This window comes from Photobacterium marinum, assembly GCF_000331515.1.
Classification (GTDB): Bacteria; Pseudomonadota; Gammaproteobacteria; order Enterobacterales; family Vibrionaceae; genus Photobacterium; species Photobacterium marinum.
The window spans coordinates 63,571-82,472 of record NZ_AMZO01000025.1 but is presented as its reverse complement, the minus strand read 5'-3'; the positions used below and the strand labels follow the sequence as shown (position 1 = coordinate 82,472).

General features: G+C 44.4%; 12 protein-coding genes. 6 read left to right on the top strand and 6 right to left on the bottom strand.

From position 1 onward, the window contains the following. Nucleotides 1-376 precede the first annotated feature (376 nt). Complete coding sequence (locus C942_RS16810; protein WP_198287499.1) at nt 377-1,639, top strand: MipA/OmpV family protein; 1,263 nt, start codon at nt 377-379, stop codon at nt 1,637-1,639. Between the two features lie 109 nt (nt 1,640-1,748). On the opposite strand, the gene C942_RS16805 is transcribed toward C942_RS16810, so the two are convergent. The 5 genes from C942_RS16805 to C942_RS16785 form a co-directional block, all read right to left on the bottom strand. Further along, on the bottom strand, nt 1,749-2,342 hold the full coding sequence (locus C942_RS16805) for an FMN-dependent NADH-azoreductase (protein ID WP_007467896.1): 594 nt from the start codon (nt 2,340-2,342) through the stop codon (nt 1,749-1,751). A 593-nt stretch (nt 2,343-2,935) separates the two neighbouring features. Next, on the bottom strand, nt 2,936-4,366 hold the full coding sequence (gene rsmF / locus C942_RS16800; RefSeq protein ID WP_007467894.1) for a 16S rRNA (cytosine(1407)-C(5))-methyltransferase RsmF: 1,431 nt from the start codon (nt 4,364-4,366) through the stop codon (nt 2,936-2,938). 158 nt (nt 4,367-4,524) lie between these two features. After that, entirely contained in the window at nt 4,525-7,152 is a 2,628-nt protein-coding gene (locus tag C942_RS16795; RefSeq protein ID WP_007467892.1) for an MlaD family protein, read from the bottom strand. Continuing rightward, a complete protein-coding gene (locus C942_RS16790) occupies nt 7,133-8,329 on the bottom strand; it encodes a paraquat-inducible protein A (protein WP_007467890.1) in 1,197 nt (398 codons plus the stop codon). The genes C942_RS16795 and C942_RS16790 overlap by 20 nt, the downstream gene beginning before the upstream one ends. 70 nt (nt 8,330-8,399) lie before the next feature. After that, nucleotides 8,400-10,229, bottom strand: coding sequence for an ABC transporter ATP-binding protein (locus C942_RS16785; protein WP_036800694.1), 1,830 nt, complete (start codon nt 10,227-10,229; stop codon nt 8,400-8,402). Nucleotides 10,230-10,313: 84 nt separating this feature from the next. On the opposite strand from C942_RS16785, the gene C942_RS16780 reads away from it, so the two are divergent. From C942_RS16780 to C942_RS16765, 4 genes are all read left to right on the top strand, one after another. Further along, nucleotides 10,314-10,772, top strand: a complete 459-nt coding sequence (locus C942_RS16780) for a GAF domain-containing protein (protein ID WP_007467887.1) — start codon at nt 10,314-10,316, stop codon at nt 10,770-10,772. A gap of 110 nt (nt 10,773-10,882) precedes the next feature. Further along, nucleotides 10,883-11,527, top strand: a complete 645-nt coding sequence (gene proQ, locus C942_RS16775; protein ID WP_007467885.1) for an RNA chaperone ProQ — start codon at nt 10,883-10,885, stop codon at nt 11,525-11,527. Nucleotides 11,528-11,545: 18 nt separating this feature from the next. Further along, nucleotides 11,546-13,546 carry a carboxy terminal-processing peptidase gene (gene prc / locus C942_RS16770; protein WP_007467883.1) on the top strand — a complete coding sequence of 667 codons (2,001 nt, stop codon included), beginning with the start codon at nt 11,546-11,548 and terminating at the stop codon, nt 13,544-13,546. A gap of 238 nt (nt 13,547-13,784) precedes the next feature. After that, nucleotides 13,785-14,447, top strand: a complete 663-nt coding sequence (locus tag C942_RS16765; protein ID WP_007467881.1) for a lipocalin-like domain-containing protein — start codon at nt 13,785-13,787, stop codon at nt 14,445-14,447. A 102-nt stretch (nt 14,448-14,549) separates the two neighbouring features. Here C942_RS16765 and pncB read toward each other — a convergent pair whose 3' ends face one another. Continuing rightward, nucleotides 14,550-15,740 (bottom strand): nicotinate phosphoribosyltransferase, encoded by a 1,191-nt coding sequence (gene pncB / locus C942_RS16760; protein WP_036800691.1) that lies wholly within the window; start codon nt 15,738-15,740, stop codon nt 14,550-14,552. 494 nt (nt 15,741-16,234) lie between these two features. Here pncB and pepN point away from each other — a divergent pair, with 494 nt between their 5' ends. Then, nucleotides 16,235-18,859 carry an aminopeptidase N gene (gene pepN / locus C942_RS16755; RefSeq protein WP_007467876.1) on the top strand — a complete coding sequence of 875 codons (2,625 nt, stop codon included), beginning with the start codon at nt 16,235-16,237 and terminating at the stop codon, nt 18,857-18,859. The last annotated feature ends 43 nt before the right edge of the window (nt 18,860-18,902 follow it).

The window sequence follows — 18,902 nt, the reverse complement described above, 5'->3', positions numbered from 1 at the left end:
TATTTAAAGTAAGAATCAAATTTTGTATAACAAATTAGATATTCCTCGCAATTTTATTCTTATTGAGTATTGTGTCTATTCCATGGGAAGTGCGCATCATGTGTCAATTTATGCTTATTGCGTTTTATTTATGCACAATCTTCCTTTGATTAAGAATTGTCTAATATTTCCTGTTGTTGAAATATGAAGGATTATTGTGATTCTTATCGAAAAACATGTTCTCGAATTAATTTTGCACTAGAGTATTCATACATGAACGAATGATAGAGACGGTTATTTGAGTAATTTCTGGAAATACTTGGCTATTACATTGCCCTTAACAGCGGGTGCGGGTGACAACGTCACATGGGTTGAGGATGTAAAGCGGCCTGATGGATTGATATCTGTTGAAGATCTGAGGGTTAAGCGAGACGGAGAGCAACCTTGGGGGCTAGCCGCGGTTGTAAGGACGGCATCCATACCGTATGCGACACAGTCTGTCGTCGAAGATACAAGTGTAACCACTTTTGTTCCAATGATGTTTTATCAGGGGGATAGGCTGTTTCTCAATGGTACAGAAGCTGGATTGAATCTGTATCGCTATGAAGACTGGGAATTAAATGCCTTGGTAAGAATGCATTTTATTGATATCCCTTCATCATTTCAGAATCAAATTGGCGGTGATACCGGTGATATTGGTTTCCAACTTAAATATCAATTCGAGAATGATTTATATAGTCAGTTCGATGTTTTGTCTGATCCCGATGGACGATTCAGTTCGTTGGCAACGTTGGGAGCAATTTATCAGACTGGAAACTGGCGTTTCATGCCACAGGCATCATTAAACTGGAAGGAAAGTGCGTACAACAGTTATTACTATGGTCTTAATTTTGAGTCGATTAATGCTGGAGTAGATATTAAGCTGGGAGCTTCAGTTAGTTATCATGTTGCGTCAAATCTCTATTTGTTAGCGGGAGCAAGAGCAACGAGGTTCGATAAAAATATACAAGACTCATTTATTGTTGATGAAGACTGGCAAGGGGAGGTTTATGCCGGTTTAGGCTTCTTTAATGACACTAAGAAGCCCAGAAAAACAACCTTGAGCAATAAACCTTATCTGCGAGTTGCGCATGGTTGGGCGACACCTTCAAACATTGGTGAAATATTCTCTGGTAACCGGGTGAAGGATGAGTTCAATAATCAGCTTACTTCTCTTTTCTATGGCCATCCGTTAACGGATGAGTTGTTCGGGTTGCCATTAGATATTTATCTGACTCCCGGGTTTGTCTGGCATTGGAGCTCCGATGTCCAAGGTTCAACTCAAGAGTATGTCATGGCGGTGAAAGCTTATTATACCGTTGACTGGCCAGTGAAGTGGCGCTTCGGTGCTGCAGAGGGATTATCTTATATCAGTAATATTACTTACATTGAGCAAAGTGAAATGGACAGGAAAGGGTATGAGCCAAGTAATTTGCTTAATTTTCTCGACTTCTCTTTTGATGTAAACCTTGGTGACTTATTCAACCATAAGCCACTGGATAATGTGTGGTTTGGCTATAGTCTTCATCATCGTTCGGCCATTTTTGAAAATGCTTCCCAGTTTGGTCGAATCAAGGGTGGAAGCAATTACAACACTGTCTATTTGCAATTCGATTTTTGATGGATAGACGAGCATGATGAAAGAAACAAAAAAGCCTTACCTGGAAAGATATACAGGTAAGGCAGTAAATCCAGTGTGGCAGGAATCTGAAAGTGTCTGAATTGGAATATTAGGCTGTGATTTTATCGAGTTCGGATTTAGCGTCAGCAATACCTTTGGATGCGAAATCTTCACCCATATTCAGTGCTTCGCTGTAAACAAACTCAACATCCGTCAGGCCGATAAAGCCAAGAATTGTTTTTAGGTATGGCACCATGGTGTCAGTTGCGCCGTCTTTATGCATACCACCACGAGTGGTTACAACAACCACTTTTTTACCTGTTAGCAAACCAACAGGGCCGTTTTCCGTGTAAGAAAAAGTCACGCCTGCTCGGGCGATTAAGTCAAACCAGTTTTTCAGCTGTGTTGGGATAGAGAAGTTGTACATAGGCGCTGCAATTACCAAAGTGTCACTGGCTTTGACTTCTTCAATCAGTTGATCTGATAGTGCTAATGCTTCTTGCTGACGCGGAGTCAGGTTATCACCGCCACGAAGGCCGCCTGCAATTTCACCGTCAAGAACAGGTAGAGGGTTCGCTGCCAGATCACGCTCGATAATAGAGCTGACTTTTCCCTGCCATGATGCAATCAGGTGATCGATAAGGCCGTTTGACTGAGAGTAATCACCTAGGATGCTTGATTTCAAAACGAGTACATTTGACATAGTAATTTCCTTTGCGCTGTGTGTTGGCTTGGAAATAACTATATTGAAGCTTCATCACGGTTAATAGCGGAAAAAATTGCACAACTTATTCAAAAATGTCGAACGTTAGTTTGCCTTGAATATAAAAAGATAAAAATCAATTGCTTGATTGTAAATCCAAGATGGGATTTATGGTTGTAAAGGCAGTTTTGCTAACTATTGGTAATAATCCGTTTGAAATTTTTGATTGAGATTGAGGGGGAAAGAGTAATGAAATGCAGTGAGTTTTATGTGTTCGGTTAACTTATTGAATCAGTATTAAAATTGAGAACGCAGCACAAAAAAATAGCCCGAAACGACTCCTGTCTCGGGCTTAGGGGAATGGCTCGTGAGAGCCTTGCGCTAACTGGTTAGTAAATGGAGATCAATTACACTATCAATGGTAGTTCAAGCAGTACAATTTGCCAGTTTTAGCACTGAGAATGTCATTCAACTCTGATACGGCTTCCATTATCACGCTTATTTTATATTTTCTGCTGAAAATAAATACTTTATGAATATAGAAACCTGTCAGCGCATTAGCTCTCTTATTTGTGATACCTATCGGGATACTATCAAATATCAAACAAGTTAGTATCGCGAACAAGTTCACGAGGCAGGCCGTTTTTAATGCGGTTGCCAACCCATTTGCCGATGCCGATCGGGTAATCACGGTAGGTAACAATAAGTTCACCTTTACCGGACATATCTTCAGGACGGATATCACGTCCCATAAACCATTCTTTCGCCTGTTCGGGTGTCAGGGCAATTGCCACACTTTCATCACCTTTAGCCAAGGACATAATGGCTTCATGCTGCCAGCGATAACCTTTCTTGTGTTGCTCGGCCAGTTTGATACCGATGCGCTGGAAACGGATTTCGCTTAGTAACGGATGAAGTTTTGCCGGGAACAGCCAGACTTCTTTATCACGTAACCAAATTTCGCTTTCTTCAGGAAGACTAATGTCCAAATCAGCTTTAATGCTTTTGGTAATGTCTTGTTGTTCTTTATCTTTAGCCAGTGAGAATGGGAATTTGCCCAGGCGCTTTTTCACCTTTGGTGATTCTACTGATTCAAGCTTACGGATACGGGCAACGAAGAAGCCTTCACTGTCAAAGATTTGCGGATAAACATGCAGGAAGCCTTCTTCCGTTAGAGCTTGCTTCGCGCCGTCGAACAAATTGTCCAGCGGTTCAAAAGCCACAGCATCACCGAAGGTTTCTTTTAGGAAGTGACAAGCATGCTGGTTTTCACTCAAGTTCAGGGTACAAGTTGAGTACACCATCACGCCGCCGGGTTTTAGTGCCTGAAATGCACTGACGATCAGATCACGCTGAACGGCTGCAATCTCTTCAACAGATTCCAGGCTCCAGTTTTCCATCGCGTCGTCATCTTTGCGGATTGCGCCTTCGCCTGAGCATGGTGCATCAAGCAGAATGGAATCAAAAGATTCAGGAGCCCAGCCACCGAATACACAACCGTCAAAATGGGTTAGGGCGGCATTATAGACACCACAACGCTGAAGGTTTGAATGCAGAACTTTGATGCGGCTGGCGGCCAGTTCGTTAGCAACCAGTGCGCCGCGGTTTTCCATTGCACAGGCAATCTGCGTGGTTTTAGAGCCAGGCGCAGATGCCATATCTAAAACACAATCCAATGCATCGTTGTCTTTCAATAACGCCGTTACCGGCATCATGGAGCTGGCTTCCTGAATGTAGAACAGGCCAGCCATGTGCTCAGCAGTATTACCTAAAGAGACGCTGTCTTCATCTTCACGTTCAATCCAGAAACCTGTTTCGCACCAGGGTACAGGTGTGAGAGTCCAGCCTTTGTCTGCAACCCGGGTAAGAAAATCTTCCACACTGATCTTTAGCGTGTTAACGCGGATACTACGGCGAAGAGGGGTTTTACAGCAGGCAATGAACTCATCCATGCTTAAGTGTTCAGGCATGATCTGACGAATTTGCTCAATAAAAGCTTCTGGGATGTAAATGTTCGGATGCAAGGGTTTGTCTCGTATATATCTTTATCTGGCGATGAAGCGAGAGTCTATAACAAACTGGGATAATAATCGACGGCAGTCTGCATGAATGGCAAAGAATCAGACAAAGAAAAGGAGCACTGGGTGCTCCTTTGTTTACAACGGGTTGGAAGTATCAGCGCTTAGTGGCGGGGAATTGCCGTACGCCAGGTTTTCCACTGTGGTTTGGCATCTTTGTACAACAGGTAGTGACTATCCTGTTTAGCCTTTGGTGCCAATGGTTGTTCTTCCGGAGTGGCAAACGCAATGCCTCCGCGGATCAGACTGTCTACAGTGCCGGACTGAACGGATGCGCCGGTCAGTCCGATGGTGACATCAACTCCTGACTTGTTCCAGAAAACGGAATCAGTGCGTACCAAGTGACTGTATTTATGTTCAATCTGAGCTTCCAGGATAACGCGATCTGCCATCTCACCCAGAGACACTTTCACAACCTGGCCAACCTGGATGTCACGATAAAGAATTGGAGTCCCTTCGCTGATAGAGCCTCGGTCTTCACTTTCCAAGATGATTGTCAGGCCGGAATTTACCAGCTCAGCGGTACCGAGCTTGAAACTCTGATTGAAATGACCATCACCAGGCGCAACCGCAATATAGCTGCTTAGCAGAGTATCCAGGTTTTTGGCTCCGGTCAGGCTCAGTTTTGGTGTTACCACCCAGAAGTAGCTGTTCGACTTTGCCAGCTTTTTTGCATATTGAGGGAACAGGCGAGCTTTGACTTTTACATTTCCAGCGTTGAAGTCTGGAATGGTTTCAATCACCTTACCTACATTAACACCCTGGTAGCGAATATCAGAACTGACGGAAATGGCTTTAGCGTCAGCCGCTGTCAGAGTGATCAACTGACCGAAATCTTTCGCTTCTTTCAGGCTGGAATACAGCTTGTAGCGTGAACCTGTTTTATTGGCGACGCCTTTCAGCTCATCAAAAGCAATGCCGCCTTTGATTAGGGTAGTGATAGGGTCTGCCTTAATACTGACACCATCCAGACCAGCCTCAACTTCTACACCAGATCGGTTCCAGAATACGGTATCAGCCTTGATTAAATGACGATACTTATTGTCGATCGCAATTGATATTGTGACGCCGTCACTTATCAGAACGTAACTTTTCACTTCACCAACAGACATGTTGCGATAAAGGATAGGGCTCCCTTCTGAAACGGGCGGTAACTCATCTGCATACAGCTTGATGCTGGTATAACCTTTGAGGTTTTCAGCAGCCAGTTTTGCTAATTGGCGGCTCTTATACAATGGATAGGTTTTTCTTATTTCCTTGCCACCTTCACTGGTGAAGTTGATGGCTTGGCTGATGATTTGATCTGCTGGCGGAACATTAACATCAACACCTTTGGCACTGATGTTGGCCTGGATGCCGCCATCAAGGAAGAAACGGCTGGCAGAGCGAACCAATGATGTGTACTCAGGCTTAACAACCACATCAAAGCGGATTTTCTTATCTTTAAGTGTAACTTTAGTAACGCGGCCAACTTCTACACCACGGTGCTTCAGCCTTGTACCTCGCTTAACACCATAACTGTTATCGGCATACAGTGAGAAAGTTGCCACGCCTGGTTGTTGCTCCTGCAACTCATCTTGAGTGATAGCCCTGAATCGACGTGTAGTCGGACCTTCGCCCGGAATTAAGGTCAGGAAATTGCCACGGATCAGGTTGCCGATGTTCTTTACGCCGCTCAAGGATAACTCGGCTTCTTCCAGTACCATATGAGAACCGGTTGTCAGCAAATCGCTCATGCTTGGCTCAATAGCTGCGTGGGCGATGATTTTTTTGTGTTGCTCATCAAGACGCAGATCCGAAATCTGGCCGATTTGGAGTCCACGGTAAATGATAGGAGCTCCGCTGGCACTGATATTATTGTTATCCGGCAGGTCAATTGTAATTGCGATACCACGACCAGCGGTATTCAAATCCGGATATAGACGGAACAGATGATCTGCCTCAACCGGAGTGCCTTCATCCGGAGAGTCGAACGCTATGGCACCGCCAATCATCGCCGACAGGCTTTCAAACTGAACGTCAACGCCGTTAAAACCGACATTGGCACTCATACCGCTGACATTCCAGAAACGACTTTTATTAGTTACCAGTCCGGCGTATTGCGGACGAATAAGGATATCAATCAGAACGCGCTTTTTGTCATTGCTCAGGGTGTAGTTATAAACGTCACCGACCGGAATCTTCTTGTACAGAACCTGAGAGCCGATGCTGACAGAGCCAAGGTTCGGTGAGCGCAGACGAATTTTTAGACCCTGGCCAATAGGTGTATCAGATGGCTGGCTGTCTAATGCCTTAAATTCATACGTAGGCTTACCTTCACCCGGTTGAAGGGCAATATAGTTACCGGAAACCAACGCATCCAAGCCGGAAATACCGGTAATAGAAGCCTTAGGTTTAACCAGCCAGAAGCGTGTCCCTTCTTTTAGTGTCTGAACAGCTTCCGGGTAGATGTCGGCTTCGGCATAGATACTTTGCAGATCGCGGGACAGGTTAACTACACGTACCATACCGATTTCGAGACCCTGGTAACGAATAGTAGTTCTGCCGGCAGTAATACCTGCAGCATCATTGAAGTGGATTTTAATGCGTTGCCCCGCCTCATTGACAGCTTTGAATACCAGCCATCCTGCCAGAGTGAGGGCAAGCAGGGGAAGGATCCATAAAGGGGATAATCCACGATCTCTTTTTACTTTTACCGGTTCTGGTTGTTGGTTATTTTGTCCGTTGTTCATAGTTGTCCCAAATAAGACGAGAATCTAAGCTTTCAGCAGCGAGCATAGTAAGAACCACCACTACACCGAAAGCAATAGCTCCCGGTCCGGGTGTAAAATCAAGAAGTTGGTCACGATCAATCAGGCAGACCATGAGCGAAATCACGAAAAGATCCATCATCGACCATTTACCAATCCACTGGATAACACGATATATCCTCATGCGTTGCAGATGATTGACTCTGCGTTTGAACTGGATGGTCAAAAGAAGAAAAGCCAGCCCGAGAATTTTTGCTACCGGTACCACTATACTGGCTACAAAGATGATGATGGCGATGCCAGTCATACCACTTTTGACTAGCGAGGCAACACCTGAAAAAATCGTATCTTCGACCCGTTTCCCGTTATTCAGGAATATTGAAATCGGGTAAATGTTAGCCGGCAAAATAAAGATACTGGCGGCAATAAGGTATGACCATGTCTTCTGCACCGAGTGAGGCATACGTTTATATAGTGGTGATGAACAACGGATGCAGTGTTCGCCATCAGCCTGGGTTAGATGACAGGTATGGCAGTGCGTCGTCAGTTCATCCGCTTTATGTTCAACTTCAGGTTGCCAGGCTTCCCAGTAGCGGGAAATCGTTACCTTAGTGATAAGTAGTGACATCAGTATTTGCAGGGTGACCAGAGAATACAGACCGGGCCCGACATAAATATCTGCATAATCCTGAACTTTAAAGCATGAGATTGCCAGGCTAACAAGAAAAACATCAAACATTGCCCAGTATTTCAGGTGTTCGATAATCCACACCGAGGTACGGAAAAGCTGCAAGTATCTGAATTTAAGACTAACCTGCGCAGCAATGACAGAAAGGCTGACCAATAACGGGGCTATAGAACTACAAAACAGGATGAGAAATGCGACAGCCGGAAAATCGGCTGCCAGCGTAAGTGTTCCTGCCGGTAGGGTAGCCGGGATCATCACGCCGAACAGGCGAATGGTGATCAACGGAAAAAAATGGGCAGGAATGAAAAGGATTAAACAAGCCAGTGCAATAGCAAATTCACCGTTAAAGTGTGATGTGCCGCCACGATATAAGCGAGTATTGCAACGCGGGCAGTAAGCACTATGTCCTCGTTTAGCGACTTCAGGCATAACAAGTAGGTCGCAGCCGGGACAGAGTCTTGCCAGTGACATGTTGTTTAATCCTTATTAAGCACGAAAAACAAGCAGTTTCAGAGTGCTACCATTAAAAATGAACACTATATTATTTTACATTAAGCCTGGCTACTGATAGTTGTTCCGTGTTTGGTAATACTGCGTCCGCCGACTGAACAGAACCATATAGGGTCTGGTATAGGCCTTCTGTGTTTACAAGTTCTGAATGGGTGCCCGCCTGGCTAACCTGACCATCTTCAAGCACGTAGATTAAATCAGCTTGCTTAACCGCAGATAAACGGTGTGCAACAATTAGTGTTGTTCTGTTAACTAAAAATTCATTCAGCGCCGTATGAAGAGCTGCTTCCGTTGCTGTATCAAGCGCAGATGTCGCCTCATCCAGAATGACAAACTCCGGATTAGCCAGGAGCATCCTCGCAATAGCCAGTCGCTGACGTTGTCCACCTGAAAGGCGAATCCCCTGACGACCGATTTGTGTATCTAGTCCATCAGTCAGGCGTTGGGTCACATCGGTCATTTGGGCAATTTCCAATGCCTGCCATAGCTGCTCATCGGTAAAATCAGCACCCAGACACAAATTGTGGCGGAGTGTATCATTAAAGAGCACGGGATGTTGTAAGACCACTGCCATTTTGTTGCGCAGAGCTTCATAGCCCACATCTTCAATGGGATGGCCGTTGATCACAATGTCACCTCGGTCTTTTTGATATATGCCGAGCAGAAGCTGAATAAGGGTTGATTTACCACCACCGGATGAGCCAACAAGAGCGATCCTTTTTCCTGCTGGAATCGCAAGGCTCAGTCCGTTGAGTACTTCTTTATCTTCATCGTAAGCAAAATGGATATCCTTTACTTCGATGTTGATCGTTTCTTTGTCATTAAATGGGTTCACTTTCGCGACAGGGCGTTTTTCTTCTTCTATGGATATGAGTCCGTTCAGGCGCTGCATGGCCGCTGAGGCACTATACCAGGCAAATTGAATTCCCAGGAGCTCCTGTACCGGGCCGAGCATAAACCAAAGGTAACCGAAGATGGCGAACATCTGTCCAATGGTTAAATCGGTAAACAGTACCATCATCATTGCCATCGCGCGGAATAGCTCAAAGCCGAGTAAGAACAGCAGGAAAGAAATCCGTCCGGCTGCTTCTGACTGCCAGGCATACTTATCAGCATCATAACGAATGTCATTGGCGTTGGACTTGAGTTGGTTGAGGAATTCACGCTCACGGTTAGAGGCACGAAGCTGGTAGATACCATCCAATGTTTCAACTAATCGTTGCTGAAATTTTTCAAACGCCTGATTCTCCTTTTTCTTTAGTGTCTTTACACGGTTACCCATCAGGCGCGAAGCGTAAACGACAAGCGGGTTAACTAGGAGGATAAAAAGGCCCAACTGCCAGTTAAGCCACAGCATAATAATGGCGGTACCAATAATTGTCAGCAAGCCAACCAGGAACCTACTTAGCGTATCGCCGATAAATTTATCGATGGTTTCTACATCTGTAATCAGATGAGAAGTGATCCCACCGCTACCGCGTTCTTCATACTGGCGCATACTGATCCTGCCCAGCTTATTGATGATGTGTTTACGAATGTTGTAGGTGATGTCTTTAGCAACAAGGGTAAACTGACGACTTTGCAAAATGTTAAGTGCCTGACTGCCTACCCGCATTAAAACAACAAACAACAGAACCAGAAGAATGTAAGCCGTAGGTTGGCGTAATGATTCAGGGAGAAAATAGTTAAGGAGTTCAATTCCCTTACCGGGCTGATCAAGAAGAATTTCATCGACCATCAGTGGCATCAGAAGCGGAATGGGTACACTGACCAGCGTGGCGATGATGGCGATGATATTGGCTGTGAGCAGTCTTGGCTGGTGATGTTTTGCTTGCTTTACCAGCCATGACCAGTTAATCATTTGATTTGAATTACCTTTCACAGTGATAATGATTCCTATTACTAACAATGGTTGCCATTTTAACGGCTATAAAAGGAGTAAGCCATGGAAAATAAAGCCGCTTTTTATAACAGGCTCACTAAGCAGGCACTTGCGTTAATTGATGGTGAGAGTGACCTTATTGCTAATACATCTAATATTAGTGCGTTACTCAACATGGAGTTAGAAGAGATCAACTGGGTAGGCTTTTATTTCTTAAAAGAGGAGCAGTTGGTTTTAGGGCCGTTCCAGGGAAAGCCAGCCTGTGTGCGAATTCCGCTAGGGAAAGGGGTTTGCGGAACAGCTATTGCAGAAAATAAAGTGCAACGGGTTGATGATGTACACCAGTTTGAAGGGCATATTGTCTGCGATTCAGCAAGTAATTCTGAAATCGTTATCCCTTTTTCTGTGAAAGGAAATTTGTATGGTGTACTGGATGTAGATAGCCCAAACTTATCAAGATTTGACCAGAATGATGAGGATGGACTAGTTTCTTTCATTGAAGAACTACAAAAAAAGCTCTAATTGCATGCTTTCGGTGGTTTTTCGGTGTTAGGTAACTATAATAGCGAGACTATTTCTTTTTGATTTAAAGTACTAACGGCGAGTTCAACTCGCATTTGTCAGGAAAGTCCATGGAAAACTCTGAAAAGCTAACGAACAGTAAAGAAGTGATTGCATATATTGCTGAGCGTTTCCCTAAATGTTTTACTGTTGAAGGTGAAGCAAAGCCTCTTAAAATCGGTATCTTCCAAGAGCTCGCTGAGCGTCTGAACGAAGATCCAAAAGTAAGTAAAACTCAATTGCGTACCGCTCTGCGTCAGTACACTTCTTCCTGGCGTTATCTTCACGGTGTAAAAGCTGGTGCAAGTCGTGTTGACCTAGATGGTAATGAATGTGACGTGTTGACTGAAGAACACGTAGAGCACGCTAAACAAGCACTTGCAGAGAGCAAGGCTAAAGTACGTGCTCGTCGTAAAGAGCAAGCTGAAGCAAAAGCTGCAGCGGCTAAGAATGGTGAAGGAAAAGCGAAAAAAGTTCGTGCTAAAGCGGCTAAACCAAAGAACACCAAGCCAAAAACGACTAAGCTAAATAAAAAGCCAGCTGAAACCACCCGTGCACTGACTGCTGATGAAGTGAAAGTTGGCAAAGACGTTAGTGTGAATATGGGTAGCGGAAACATGCCGGCAACTATCGTTGAAATTAATAAGGACGATGTGCGAGTTCGTTTGAATAACGGCCTGACAATGGTTGTTAAAGCGGAGCACCTTCGTTCGTAAAGGGAGAATGCTCGACGTATGAAATGTCGATTCCGTTTCTCACTGATTGCTGCCGGCATGATGCTGGCAGCTTCAGCTCAGGCCCTTGAGGCCAAATACACGTTAAGTGATTTGCCACAGCTTGCGCCTGAAAAGCAGCATGCTACAGCAAGTAAAAGAATAGCCTCGCGCTTTACTCGCTCACACTACAGGCAATTTGCTCTTGACGATGAATTCTCAGCCAGCGTTTTTGATCGTTATGTCGAAATGTTGGACTTCAATAAAAGCTTCCTGACCGCCTCAGATATTCAGCAATTTACAAAGTGGGAAAAGCAACTGGATGACCAGCTCAAGCGAGGTGAGTCAACGGCTGCGTTTGACATGTTTAATAAGCTGCTGGAGCGTCGCTATGACCGCTATCAATATGCGCTGACTCTTTTAGACCGAGAAATCTCTTTTAATGTCGATGAAGATTTTACTCTTGATCGCTCTGAGCTTCCTTGGGCGAAAGATCGTAATGAGCTCAATGAGCTGTGGCGCAAGCGGGTTAAATACGATGCGCTGAACCTGAAATTGGCTGGTAAAGAGTGGAAAGAGATTAAGGAAACGCTGGCTAAACGTTATAACAATGCCCTGAAGCGTTTGACTCAAACTCATAGTGAAGATGTATTTCAGCTTTATATGAATGCCTTCGCCCGTGAAGTTGATCCTCATACCAGCTATCTGTCTCCTCGTAATGCTGAACAATTCCAGTCTGAGATGAACTTGTCTCTGGAAGGTATTGGTGCAGTATTGCAGGTTGTTGATGACTATACTGTTATCCGCTCTCTTGTTGCTGGTGGCCCGGCATCGAATTCGAAACAGCTTTCTGCCGGTGACCGAATTATCGGTGTTGCGCAGGAAGGGAAAGATATGGTGGATGTGATTGGCTGGCGTCTAGATGATGTTGTTCAGCTGATCAAAGGTCCAAAGGGTAGTAAGGTAATTCTGCATATCCTTCCTGAAGGTAAGAATGCCAAAAGTTACGATGTAACAATTATCCGTGACAAAATCCGTCTTGAAGATCGTGCTGTTAAGTCTTCAGTGAAATTCTCGCAAGGCAGGAAGGTTGGGGTTATTGAAATCCCGAGTTTTTATGTTGGTTTGTCGGAAGATACTAAGAAAGAAATCGCCAAGCTTAATGATCAGCAAGTTGACGGTATTGTCATTGACTTGCGTAACAATGGTGGTGGTGCGCTGACTGAAGCTACAGCCTTGACTGGCCTGTTTATTAACAGCGGTCCTGTGGTTCAGGTTCGTGACAGCTACGGCCGGGTGAAAGTTAACGGTGATTCTGACGATAGGGTGTATTTTGATAGCCCACTGACTGTTTTGGTTAACCGATACAGTGCATCTGCTTCAGAAATTTTTGCTGCTGCAATGCAGGATTATGGTCGGGCAGTGGTTCTTGGTGAACAGTCATTTGGTAAAGGCACAGTGCAGCAGCATCGTTCTTTGAACCATATTTATGATCTGTTTGATAAGCCTTTGGGCCATGTTCAGTACACGATTCAAAAGTTCTACCGTATCAATGGTGGTAGTACTCAAAACTTGGGTGTGGTTCCTGATCTGACTTTCCCGACAGCTGTTGACCCGTCTGAAACAGGTGAGAGTGTGGAAGATAACGCTCTGCCATGGGACAGCATCAAGCCGGCTCAATATCAGAAGTTATATAACTTTTCTGGTGTGTTGCCGAAGCTTAAGACTAAGCATGAAGCGCGAATAAGCAGCGATTTGGAATTCAGTTTTATTATGGAAGATATCGCCAAGTATAAAGCTGAAAAGGATCTTAATAAGATCTCTCTGAATGAGAAGAAGCGCATTGAAGAGCAAGAGCAGGATGAGGAAGATCGCTTGGCTCGCTTGAATAAGCGTCAGAAAGCCATGGGTAAGAAAAGCTTTGCGTCTTTAGATGATATACCTAAAGATTATGAAGCACCTGATGCTTATCTTGACGAAGCAATCGCAATTACTGCTGATTTAGTCAAAGCACAAAGTTAATGTTTCGCTGAAATTATTATCAAAACGGCGCCTTATTTGGGTGCCGTTTTTTTATCCGTCAATGTTAAATAAACAAGGCATTCATGAACAACTTCTTCTAAACGTCAGTTAATTTCACCTGTCTCGTTTTTGAGACTGTCGATCCAAATGATGTGAGAGAAGTCATTTTTCCAAGCGCACAATAGCTTCGCAGGCTAGTGTTTTAAGTAGACCTTAGTTCTCCATTAGGGGTTTTACTATGCTTAAATCGCTTGCATCTGCATTGTTGCTTTTCTTTGCTTCCCTTAGTTATCAGTCTCATGCCAATGATTTAACGGAGTTTGATTATCCTTTGTTACTGGGTGACTGGTACTGGTTTAGTAATACTGATGAGGGAGTAAATAGTGAAGGTGCCAACTATCGTGCTATGAATATTAAATTCAAATCATCTTATCGCTTTGTGATCAGGTTGCTTCAGGTTGACGGTACGGTAGAAGAGTGGGGGGGAACCTATAATATTGATGAATCAACAGTTACCTTTTATACCAAAGGTCAGCCAGAGCAACAGCACAGCTACATGTTAAGTTATAACCAGTTTATTCTTGATGGTGCCCGATTTACCAAGTTAGCGCCTGAGAATTTACCAGGAACATGGCGTTCTTCTCGAATCAGTGGACAAGATGTGGCCGATAGTGTTTCTGAATTATCCCTCTCGCTGCGTCCGGACTTTTTATTCTCAGCAAAAGTGTCCGGTTCTGATGGAAAGAAAAAAGAGCATAAAGGCATTTACTTTATAGAAGATGATCAAATTGTTTTGATCTATGAAGATGGCCAACACGATAGCCAGTTTTTACTTGGCTCGGATACATTAACCCTGACAAATAAACAATTCGGAATGGAAGCGACCTTGCAGAGGGAATGAGTTTTGAATTAAGGCTCAGAAGTTAAAGGTTATGCAAAAAATAAAGGCTTGCTGAAACAGCAAGCCTTTTAATGTTTTGTTTAATATTTAAACAATATATTTTTATGCAATTTTGAAAGCATGGCGAAGTCTTGAAAGGTACTCTTCATCATGACATATACTTTTACCTGGCTCATCTGAGATTTTAGCAACAGGGCGTCCTTCGCATTCCGTCAGTTTGATCACAATATTTAGTGTTTTTACATCAGGCAGATCGCAAGTCAGCTGGGTGCCGATGCCGAAACTGAGGTTGATACGATGGGCAAATTGCTTGTAAATATTCAGCGCTTTGTTCAGTGTAAGGCTGTCAGAGAACACCAGTGTTTTGGTCTTCGGGTCGATACCATGTGATTCATAGTGTCTGATTGCCTTCTCACCCCATTCAATTGGATCACCACTGTCATGGCGCAGGCCGGTGAAACGCTCAGTCAAACGAAGGTCAAAATCTCGCAGGAATGCATCCATATTGATGCAGTCTGTCAGGGCGATCCCCAGTGAATCAGGGTATTCCTGCAGCCAGCGATTTAGGGCCAATTGTTGAGAATCAGCCAGTTCACCGGCTAGTTGCTGGTGTCCCTGGAACCATTCATGTGCTTGAGTGCCGACAGGTGCCAGGCCTCGGGTACGCGCAAGATGATAGTTAGAAGTGCCTTTGAATTGCGGCACATTTTCGCTCAGGTAATCAACAACCTTTTGCTGTACTTCTTTAGAGAATCGACGACGGCTACCGAAATCAACCAGAGCAAACTGGCTCAGATCCAGGCCTTCAGCATTGTTGTAAAAGTCTTCCAGCTTACGTTTGAGCTGTGCGATTGCATCATCAGCAGAAGCGTCAGGGTAGCGAATGGATGAGCGTACTTCACTGATAATTGCCAGTAATGGCACTTCCCACAGGATTACATCAAGCCATTTACCGGTGATTTTAATCGTCAGTTGTTCACCTGAATTGTCGATGGCAACACTGTTGCTATCAAGCTTGAAGTCTTTCAGGTAGTTCAGGTAATCATCCTGGAAGAAAGGAAGTGTAGCCAGATATTCCAGCTCTTCTTCAGTAAAGGAGAGTTCGGCCAGTTTATTAACCTGAGCCTGGATTTCGTTACAGTAAGGACGGAGGTCTTCATCGCTTCGGCAGTGGAATTCTGCAGCGGCCTCAATATTGGGGTATTGATGGAAAATCGCTTGCTGCATATGAAGTTTATATGCATCCGTATCAAGCAGGGAGTCGATTACCCTTGTGTGTCCTGTATCAGTCATAGCTAATTGAGTTGTATATCGCAATCCGAGAATTTTACATTATTTTTTGCCAAATTTGGCTGAAACCTTTAAAAACAGGCAAAAAAGAGGGCAGTACCATACGCTGAAACCTTGAAAACAACAAGTCTGCTCTCCATATTTTTTAATACAGACTTATCCTCTGTAGATCACCCTATTAACCCTAAGGGTTTATTTGTGAATACAAGAAGAAGCGAACTTCTATAAAACTCTGCGCTCTATTATATGAGCTTGAACTCATAAAATATGTAAGATGGATAGCAGAATACAAGAATTATCAGATGATTATTTTAAAGTGACGTATCATATGAAATCAAAGTGTTTGCATATTAATCAGATGACGCTGCTTTATATTTAACATCTGGTATAACTTGGTGACTACTCTTGTGTGAGTGCTTCAAAGGCAGAATAATGACATGTGTCAGCCGCTTATGTATGGCGCAGATGCCTGAACGCGGATAACTAAGGAAAAGAAAATGGCCGAAAAACCAACAGCTACACAGCCAACAGCAAAATACCGAGCTGATTATAAGGCTCCAGATTACACGATTACCGATCTTTCTCTTGAATTTGATCTTCATAATACGGCAACTCACGTAACAGCCGTCAGTAAGGTAGTGCGTAAATCTGAGCAGCCTGTACCACTTGTTTTAGACGGTGATGGCCTGAAGTTGGTTCGCGTTGAAGTGAACGGTGAAGCGTGGACCGATTATGTTGAAGACGATTCTGGCCTGACAATCAGCGGTGTTCCTGCTGATTTCGAACTTACTATCGAAACAGAGATTAATCCGGAAGAAAATACACTACTGGAAGGTTTGTATAAGTCAGGTGGTGGCTTCTGTACACAGTGTGAGGCCGAGGGTTTCCGTCGTATCACTTATTATCTTGACCGTCCTGATGTACTGGCTCGCTTTACAACTAAAGTGATTGCAGACAAAGCCGAATGCCCGTTCCTGTTAAGTAATGGTAACCGTGTTGACTCTGGTGAACTTGAAAATGGTCGCCACTGGGTACAATGGCAGGATCCGTTCCCTAAACCAAGCTACCTGTTTGCGCTGGTTGCTGGTGACTTCGATGTGTTGCGTGACACTTACAACACGAAGAGCGGCCGCGATGTTGAACTGGAAATCTACGTCGACAAAGGCAACCTTGACCGTGCTGACTACGCAATGACATCGCTGAAAAACTCCATGAAGTGGGATGAGGAGCGATTCGGTCTGGAATACGATCTTGATATCTACATGATTGTTGCCGTTGATTTCTTCAACATGGGGGCAATGGAAAACAAAGGCCTGAACGTATTTAACTCTAAGTTTGTTCTGGCAAACGCAAAAACAGCAACAGATACTGACTATCAAGGTATTGAAGCTGTTATCGGTCATGAATATTTCCATAACTGGACAGGTAACCGAGTAACTTGTCGCGACTGGTTCCAGTTGAGTCTGAAAGAAGGCCTGACTGTATTCCGTGATCAGGAGTTCTCATCAGATTTGGGTTCTCGTCCGGTTAACCGAATTAAGAATGTACGCATCGTGCGTGGTCCTCAGTTTGCAGAAGACCGTGGCCCGATGTCTCATCCGATCCGTCCGGAAAAAGTAATCGAAATGAATAACTTCTACACCCTGACTGTATATGAAAAGGGTAGTGAAGTGATTCGAATGATGCACACACTGTTAGGCGAAGAGAGTTTCCAGGCAGGTATGAAACTGTACTTTGAACGTCATGACGGTACAGCTGCAACTTGTGATGATTTTGTTCAGGCAATGGAAGATGCATCTGGCATCAACCTTGAGCGTTTCCGCCGCTGGTACAGCCAGGCCGGTACACCGATTGTAAATGTTGCAACTGAGTATGATACAGAACAGAAGCGTTACCGTGTCACTGTTAAGCAGCATACAGCACCAACTCCGGGCCAGGAAGAGAAGTTGCCGCTGCACATTCCATTTGATATCGAGCTGTATGATGCGCGTGGTGAAGTTGTTGCGTTACAACGTAACGGTGAGAAAGTGCATAATGTACTTGATGTTACCGAGGAAGAGCAGGTCTTTGAGTTTGATAATGTTGCAGAGAAACCTGTGATTTCTATGCTGCGTGAATTCTCTGCACCTGTCGTTCTGGAATACGATTACAGCGATGAAGAGCTAGCCTTCCTGATGGTACATGCCCGCAATGAGTTTGCTCGTTGGGACGCTGGCCAGATCCTGTTGGCTAAATATATTCGCGAGAACGTGAAACGTGTTCAGCAGGGTGAAGCATTTGCAATTCCTGAGTCTGTTGTTGATGCGTTCCGTGGTGTATTGCTTGACGAAAAACTGGATCCTGCATTTATAGCTGAGATGCTGACACTACCAAGCGAGAATGAAATCGCAGGTTGGTATAAAACGGTTGATGTCGATGCAATCCATGAAGTAGTTAGCCAACTTGAAAAAGTATTGGCTTTTGAGATGGAAGATGAATTCAGCGCTATCTACCATTCACTGACACAGGCTTCATACACCATTGAGCATGACGCAATGGCTAAGCGTGCATTACGTAACCGTTGCCTGGCTTACCTCGCGCTAACGGCTAATGGTAACAAACTGTCATCAGAGCAATACCAGAAGTCTGACAATATGACGGACACCATGGCAGCAATGGCAGCGGCTAACAATGCTGAACTGGAGTGCCGTGAAGCCCAGATGGCAGATTTCAGTGATAAGTGGACTCATGACGGTCTGGTAATGGATAAGTGGTTTGCACTGCAAGGCTCTAACCCGGCAGAGAATGCATTGGAAAATGTTCGAAATACTATGTCGCATGCGGCATTTGATATTAAGAACCCTAACCGTACCCGTAGCCTGGTAGCAAGCTTCTGTGCCAATAACCCGGTACGTTTCCATGCTAAAGACGGTTCAGGTTACGAGTTCCTGACAGAGATCCTGACTACGCTGAATGCCAGCAACCCTCAGGTTGCGTCTCGCCTGATCGAACCGTTCCTGAAGTACCGCCAGTATGACGAGAAGCGTCAGGCTCTGATGCGAGCAGAGTTGGAAAAATTGTCTCAGCTTGAAAATCTGGCTAAAGATTTGTTTGAGAAGATCCAGAAAGCTCTGGAGCAATAATCATTCAGTTACAGCAAGATAAAAGTGGCGAGATACACAGATC

Bases quoted from the DNA above. Each gene is read 5' to 3' on its own strand.
- C942_RS16795 (WP_007467892.1), bottom strand. From the start codon at position 7,152: ATGAACAACGGACAAAATAACCAACAACCAGAACCGGTAAAAGTAAAA.
- prc (WP_007467883.1), top strand. From the start codon at position 11,546: ATGAAATGTCGATTCCGTTTCTCACTGATTGCTGCCGGCATGATGCTG.
- C942_RS16780 (WP_007467887.1), top strand. From the start codon at position 10,314: ATGGAAAATAAAGCCGCTTTTTATAACAGGCTCACTAAGCAGGCACTT.
- pepN (WP_007467876.1), top strand. From the start codon at position 16,235: ATGGCCGAAAAACCAACAGCTACACAGCCAACAGCAAAATACCGAGCT.
- C942_RS16805 (WP_007467896.1), bottom strand. From the start codon at position 2,342: ATGTCAAATGTACTCGTTTTGAAATCAAGCATCCTAGGTGATTACTCT.
- proQ (WP_007467885.1), top strand. From the start codon at position 10,883: ATGGAAAACTCTGAAAAGCTAACGAACAGTAAAGAAGTGATTGCATAT.
- C942_RS16785 (WP_036800694.1), bottom strand. From the start codon at position 10,229: ATGATTAACTGGTCATGGCTGGTAAAGCAAGCAAAACATCACCAGCCA.
- C942_RS16790 (WP_007467890.1), bottom strand. From the start codon at position 8,329: ATGTCACTGGCAAGACTCTGTCCCGGCTGCGACCTACTTGTTATGCCT.
- C942_RS16765 (WP_007467881.1), top strand. From the start codon at position 13,785: ATGCTTAAATCGCTTGCATCTGCATTGTTGCTTTTCTTTGCTTCCCTT.
- pncB (WP_036800691.1), bottom strand. From the start codon at position 15,740: ATGACTGATACAGGACACACAAGGGTAATCGACTCCCTGCTTGATACG.